6 protein-coding genes and 1 pseudogene are annotated in these 6,381 nt (G+C 52.4%); 4 read left to right on the top strand and 3 right to left on the bottom strand.

Annotated elements, in window-relative coordinates; all coding sequences use genetic code 11:
* From LC431_RS19150 to LC431_RS19135, 4 genes and pseudogenes are all read left to right on the top strand, one after another.
* Positions 1-521, top strand: a 521-nt coding sequence (locus tag LC431_RS19150; protein ID WP_223510169.1) for a DUF2345 domain-containing protein, incomplete at its 5' end; no start/stop codon positions are given.
* Positions 518-1,780: a VRR-NUC domain-containing protein gene (locus LC431_RS19145; RefSeq protein ID WP_223510168.1), complete on the top strand. Its 1,263-nt coding sequence runs from the start codon at positions 518-520 to the stop codon at positions 1,778-1,780. The genes LC431_RS19150 and LC431_RS19145, both read left to right, overlap by 4 nt.
* A gap of 13 nt (positions 1,781-1,793) precedes the next feature.
* The gene (locus LC431_RS19140; protein ID WP_153376277.1) at positions 1,794-2,996 is read left to right on the top strand and encodes a DUF3396 domain-containing protein; all 1,203 of its coding nucleotides are present in this window, start codon (positions 1,794-1,796) and stop codon (positions 2,994-2,996) included.
* Positions 2,997-3,084: 88 nt separating this feature from the next.
* Positions 3,085-3,489 (top strand): annotated as a pseudogene (locus LC431_RS19135) (type VI secretion protein ImpA); the annotation flags it as partial.
* A 121-nt stretch (positions 3,490-3,610) separates the two neighbouring features.
* On the opposite strand, the gene LC431_RS19130 reads toward LC431_RS19135, so the two are convergent.
* From LC431_RS19130 to LC431_RS19120, 3 genes are read right to left on the bottom strand one after another with little or no spacing between them, the layout of a single operon-like run.
* Positions 3,611-4,678: a YcjF family protein gene (locus LC431_RS19130; protein ID WP_013576046.1), complete on the bottom strand. Its 1,068-nt coding sequence runs from the start codon at positions 4,676-4,678 to the stop codon at positions 3,611-3,613.
* Positions 4,675-6,072 carry a YcjX family protein gene (locus tag LC431_RS19125; RefSeq protein WP_013576047.1) on the bottom strand — a complete coding sequence of 466 codons (1,398 nt, stop codon included), beginning with the start codon at positions 6,070-6,072 and terminating at the stop codon, positions 4,675-4,677. The genes LC431_RS19130 and LC431_RS19125 overlap by 4 nt, the downstream gene beginning before the upstream one ends.
* The gene (locus tag LC431_RS19120; protein WP_037035548.1) at positions 6,053-6,298 is read right to left on the bottom strand and encodes a phage shock protein PspD; all 246 of its coding nucleotides are present in this window, start codon (positions 6,296-6,298) and stop codon (positions 6,053-6,055) included. The genes LC431_RS19125 and LC431_RS19120 overlap by 20 nt, the downstream gene beginning before the upstream one ends.
* Positions 6,299-6,381 lie beyond the last annotated feature (83 nt).

The raw sequence follows: 6,381 nt of genomic DNA, 5'->3' as shown, positions 1-6,381 counted from the left end.
GGGTCGACGTTCAGGCGCAGAACAACCGGCTGGCGCTTGCGGCGGGCAAAAAAGTGAGCCTCACGGCGGTGGACGGCGACATCCTGTTCAGCGCGAAAAAGCGCATCACGCTGATAGGCGGCGGCAGTTATCTCATCCTGCAGGACGGCAAAATTGAGTACGGCACGGCCGGTGAATATTTCAGGAAAACGCCGCACACGGTGCTGACGGTGGCGAACCCGGTGCGACTGAAAATGCCCGATATGAGACAGGGCTTTACCTATTCGGCGCTCTATCAGCTGGTGGATAAGGAAGGCGATCCGCTGGTCAACGTCCCCTATCGCCTGCAAAGTGCGCAGGGTAAAAAGCTGACGGGCTATACCGACCGGGAAGGGAAAACGATGCCGTTTTACTCTTCAAAACAGGAAGAGGTAGAACTGCACGTCGTGACGCAAAAACCTCAACAAACCGAAACACTCTACTACATCGGTCAGGTTGATCCGCTGGAAATGGAAACTGAACTCAGGGAGGAAGCACAGTGAATATACCCCAGGCACCTGAAACCCCGTCCGGTGGTAACGCACCTTATGAATGCACAACAACCACGGTGGATATGCAGGAGAAACAGGCACGTTTACCCAATGAACAAAGCCGCCAGTATCTGCATCTGAAAGTCGAATACGCCATGCGTTTTCCCCGGCTGACCGCTGCGACCCGCCATAATGGCCGCCTGTATAACATCAGCCTGAAACAATTGATGATGAGCGGCCTTATCCGCGTGGATGAGATTGCCCGCAACTACCACTGGTATTACAAAGCGGAAGTCCCGTTTGATATCCGCACCACGCCACCCAGACCTTATCTGAGTAGTACATTGCTGAAAGCGGAGAAGGAAACAAGGCGTCATACTCTCAACCCGTTCCCTGAAGCAGGTAAGGGCATTTACCGCCGCCCGGATATCATTATTGTCAAAAATAAACAGGACCGCTGGCCGGGGCTGGCGGGACCGGACAGTGAAGGCATTATGCATGCGGATAATCTGGAGCGGTTGGTGGAAGTGAAGTTCCCTGAGGATAAATTTGGGAGCGGACAGTATGAAGACTATATGTTGATAGTTGGCATGGACAGGGAGCGATTTACAATTTTAGAAATTCACGATTGTCGCCCCGATGAAGGTAAACAAGCCGACCACGTCTTTAATGTGGCAGGTAAAGCCGCCAGCAAATACTGGCCCATGTTCTTTTATCCCCCCATTTTCCTGCCCCGCCCGCCGGGTGCGCCGCAGCCTGCACGCATTGAACCCTGGACACATGCGGCGGAAGGTATGGTGGCTGACCTGAGTGAAGGCATGATGGACGGCATTGCCGAAGGATGGGACGCGTTATCGGCGGAGGTGCAGGCGATGTTCAGATACACCGGCGGCTGGCTGAATGACAGCGGCACATGGCTTCACATCCGGGCGGAGGGCACCTGGCAGTGGGTAAGTAAAACAGGTAAAAAGCTCTCCTTCTGGACGGATGAACAACTCAGAGCCGCCTGGGCGGGCATTCAAAAAGCCACTGACCTGACGCTGGAAACCCTGAAACAAATTGACTGGGTACAGGTGCTGACCAGCGTTGCTAAAACGGTGGGGGTGATTTTGGTTGCCATCGGCATCGGTGCGGTGGTGGTAACGCTAGGCATACCGGAAGCCCTGGTAGCGGCATTTTTACTGATTATCAGGCTGGCCATTATGGCATGGGAATCGCTGGTCTCCGTACTGGCCGTGGGTGCCGGCACAGCAGCGGTCGCAGCACAATAATAAGGAAACTAAAATGGACTTAAATTATATCGAACGCTGGCTGGCAGATGCCACCGTCAATTATCAGGATGGACGCCCGGCGGTGGGACTGGGATTGATCATTACGGTATTTTTTCGCAATGGGCATACACCTGAAGTGCGTCAAAAAATGGTCGGATGTGTAGATCGTTTTTATAATGAGTTTGGCGTTTTTTTGAAGAAACAAATGAATGGCCGCTGGGTTGGAATAACTGAAAAAAACTATGTCAAAAAGAGACAGGAGATTATTGACTCTTCACCAGAGGAAATTTTTGACTGGTATCTGACATGTTCCACGGAAGATTACCTCGCTCCTGACTACGCGATATCAATTATGGGTAAGCGTATTTTTCATAATGACAATAATCGTTCTGTTATCAAACTAACCTTTCCTTTGAGTCTTTTGAAAGAAGAGGATGGTTCACTGCGCTATCAAGACTGGCTGCTCTGGCTTTGTAACGAATTCGAGGTTGAAAGCGGTTATGCAGGAATATCTTTCTCCCTTCCTCGCGAGTTTCATCGCATGTTCCCTTATGAGTATTCCCTGGCACAACGATTCTCCGGTGTCATGGTAGATTCGATTGGTATGCTTGAAGGCGGAGATGCAGTTGAAGGTATTAAAGGAGCTTGCTGGTACACGATCCTGGGGAATCAATGGGTTGACAAGCTGGGAGGGAGACCCTTTGTTAACAGAATGGTAGCAGACACCCCTGAAATCGCTATCTTGTCCTACAATCAGGGGCTGATTTTACAAGCCGGTCAACAGCCTCCGGGACTCGGAGAAATTAATGACGAAGGCTTACCTTCACTTTTAGTCAAGGTGAATCAAATTATCCGCCCGATACGTCAGGATGGTCATAACAGTCTGCACTTTTATTCAATGGAGGATAACCATCAGTTTAATAAAGAATCCTCCATGAAATGGTATGCCCGCTTTGACGCAGCCAGCGATAAATTACCCATCCCTGAATTATTGCCGGACGAAGATGCTGAACCTGCGCGTATCACAGCTTACAGCGGCGAAACCAGCCCGCACACCGGCCGCTGGGGTACCTTTATCGACGGCAGTTTGCGTTATGTTCATGTGAAACACGGACAAACCCTGCCGGAATATGAAGATAAAGAAGGCAAGTTTCATCGTACGCTATGGTCACTGCTGGAGCGGGATGATAAGGGCAGCGTTTTTATAAACAGCTGAATGACTTTTGGGCGAGTAACCGGTTTTGATTTAAACCGGTTACTGTTTTTCATAAGGAAGTGACGGATTAATTCAAAGGAAAAGAATAATGGGAATTTTACATCCGCAGGAATGTTATTTTTTAGAAAAATTTATCTCAGCAGAACATTATGGCGAAACCCGTGATGCCATCATTGCCTATATCGATGCCCATGAAGAAGCCCTGGCAAGATATAAACGGGAGATGCCTCTCAATGCCCGCAAACTCCCTCAATGGCAACAAGCCGATGTGGTATGGGAAACACGTGTTATGCCTAATCTCAGGCCATTGAAAGATCGTTATATTAGGGCTTATATTCTGCGAACTCATGGTGATATTAAGGCATTCGATATCGGTCATGCTATGAGCAATATTAATAGAGGTATTTCTGAGTTTTGGGATGGTTGGATGACCGAATATGAAATAGAACGAATATCTGTTCTCGAATCTAAAGCTGGTAAACTTGTTTCCCGAAAGGATTACCGGAAGAATTATACGGCTGGTCGGATAAATAATTGTTAACTGAACATCCGATTTTGATCCGGGAATTATGACTTGTGACAAACACCACAGTCATAATCCCGGTACATTTTCGTCAAATATCCGCCTTTACTTTATCGCTTTTCACCATGCTATTTTTCAGCTTGCCGACAAGCTCACGGCGAAAATCACCGAGTTTAGGTTTATCGCCTTCCAGCCACGGCAGCGGACGGCAGAGTTCCATGGTTTTGATGCCCAGACGCGCAGTCAGCAAGCCGGCACCGATGCCTTGTGCCGCACGGGCTGAAAGGCGGGCAGCAAGATCCTGTGACATCCAGTCCATGCCCACTTCACGCACCAGTTCGGATGCACCGGCGAATGCCATGTTCAGCAGCACCAGACGGAACAAACGAATACGGCTGTAATAGCCAAGTTCGATGCCGTACAGCACCGCGATACGGTTAACCAGCCGCAGGTTGCGCCAGGCGATGAAGGCCATATCCACCAGCGCCAGCGGGCTGACAGCGATCATCAGCGCGGATTCGGCTGCTGAATGACTGATTTCACGCCGTGCCTGCGCATCGAGAACCGGCTGAACCAGACGGGCATACAGTTCAACCACTTCCCGGTCATTCTGGGTTTCATGCAGTGAAGCCTGCCAGCGTTGCAGCGCCGGATGGCTGTTATCCAGCCCGGCCTGCGCCGCCAGTTTTTCGCAGAATACACGTCCCTGCCCTAATCCATGACTGTGCATTAATTCGCGTGCCGTATCGCGCTCGTCGGCGCGCTGACGCAGGCGGTACAAGCGTCGCCATTCGGTCGCGACGGAACCGACACCGGCGACAATAATCAGCCCGCCTGCGGTGCAGGCACCAAGCGCCACCCAGTCCTGCTGGATCCACGCTTCGTGTACCCATTGCACGCCCTGTGCTACCACGCTGATGCCCAGCACCGCCACGCCGAGGCGCACAATTTTGCCCCACAAACTGCGACGCGGTTTCAGCGCACGGTTGAGCACTGCTTCGGCCTCGCCCTCTTCCTGCTGTTCGTCTGCTTCGGTGGATACCGCAATAAAGCGCTCTGAAATTTGTTCGTCAAACGCCAGCGCCGGTTTGATCACCGGTTCAGCCGGGGCTTTTAATTCCGTTTCAAAATCGATACGCGGTTTAATCGGTTCGCTCATCGCATTTTATCTCCCAGTAAAAACTCCATCACCGCATCCAGACGGATGTGCGGCAACGGCGTGTCCACGCTCATTTCACGCGGACGAAACTCATCAAAATGGAATCCCTGTTTTTGCCAGAACGCATGTCCCGGCAGACGCGCCGGCACTTCGCCGGGGAACACGGTCAGCGGCGCGCCATCCTGTAACCGGTGACCTTTCAGCGCGGGCAGACTTTGCCCCTGATATTCCACCATGCCGGTTTCCGTCGCCTGCACCGAAGCCAGCCCGGCGCAATCCATACTGATGCCTTCGAACGCCGCATTCTGCCAGGCTTCCTGCACCAGTTGCTGTAACAGCGACACCAGATTAGCGTGCTGATCGCCGGTAATATGGTCGGCTTTAGTGGCGGCGAACATCAGTTTGTCGATGCACGGATTAAACAGACGGCGGAACAGTGTGCGCTTGCCATAGTGAAAGCTTTGCATCAGCTGCGTCAGCGCCAGGCGCATATCGTTGAACGCCTGCGGTCCGCTGTTGAGCGGCTGCAGACAATCGACCAGCACAATCTGGCGGTCAAATTTCACAAAGTGATCTTTGTAAAAACCTTTCACGATGTGCTGGCAGTAATAGTCGAAACGCGCACGCAGCATACCCAGATTGCTGTTTTTATCCGCCTGCGCCAGTTGCGCATCGGAATAGCGGTTCAGCTCCGGCCACGGGAAAAATTGCAGCGCAGGCGCACCGGCCATATCTCCCGGCAGAACAAAACGCCCCGGCTGGATAAAGTGCAAACCTTCGGTTTTGCAGCGCACCAGATAATCGGTGTAGGCCTGCGCAATCGCGCCCAGCAGATTTTCATCCGCCGGGGCCAGCGGATCACATTGTTCACACAGCGTCAGCCACGGCTTCGCCCATTCTGCACGATCGCCCTGCAACAGCCCCGCCATCTGGCGCGACCAGTCGAGATAGTTTTGCTCCAGCATTGGCAAATCCAGCAGCCATTCGCCGGGATAATCGACGATCTCCAGATATAACGTGGAGGTGTCTTTGAAGTGACGCAGCAGGGAATCGTTGGATCGGTAACGCAGTGCCAGACGGATTTCGCTGACGCCACGGGTCGGCGTCGGCCATGCGGGCGGCGTGCCGTAGAGTGCCGCCAGACCTTCGTCATAGGCAAAGCGCGACACACCCAGATCACGCTGGGGGACGCGTTTCACGCCAAGCAGACGCTCCTCGCGGGCAGCCGAAAACAGCGGTAAACGTGCGCCGCTGTGCATATGTAAAAGCTGGTTAACGAAGGCGGTGATGAAAGCGGTTTTTCCGCTGCGGCTTAAACCGGTGACAGCCAGCCGCAGATGTCTGTCCATGCCGCGATTGATCAGTGAATTAAACTCATTTTGTAGTCTTTTCATTGCTCTCCCTGGCGTAGCGCCCAAACAGCGCGGTCAAAATACGTTTGAATAATGGTTCTAATAATAGTGCTAAAACATACCTCATTGGCCCTTTTCCCACCACGCCCAACACACGCGCTGCCAGCCCGGCAGGGCCAAAGGTCAGCGCCAGCGTAATGATCACGCTGAAAATTTTCGAAAACAGGCTGCGCTTACCCGGCAGCGAGGAATTCAGGTAACGGGTCATAAAGATTCCTTAAGCGGGAGATGAGAAGGAAAACAGCAGCCGGAGCAACGTCCGGCGGCCAGAGGCAAAGCGGTGAATAAAGA

The sequence above is a fragment of the Rahnella sp. GSA61A genome, from assembly GCF_019969905.1.
Taxonomy (GTDB): Bacteria; Pseudomonadota; Gammaproteobacteria; order Enterobacterales; family Enterobacteriaceae; genus Rahnella; species Rahnella aceris.
The sequence above is the reverse complement of the archived record's forward strand: the minus strand, read 5'-3'. Positions and strand labels throughout refer to the sequence as shown.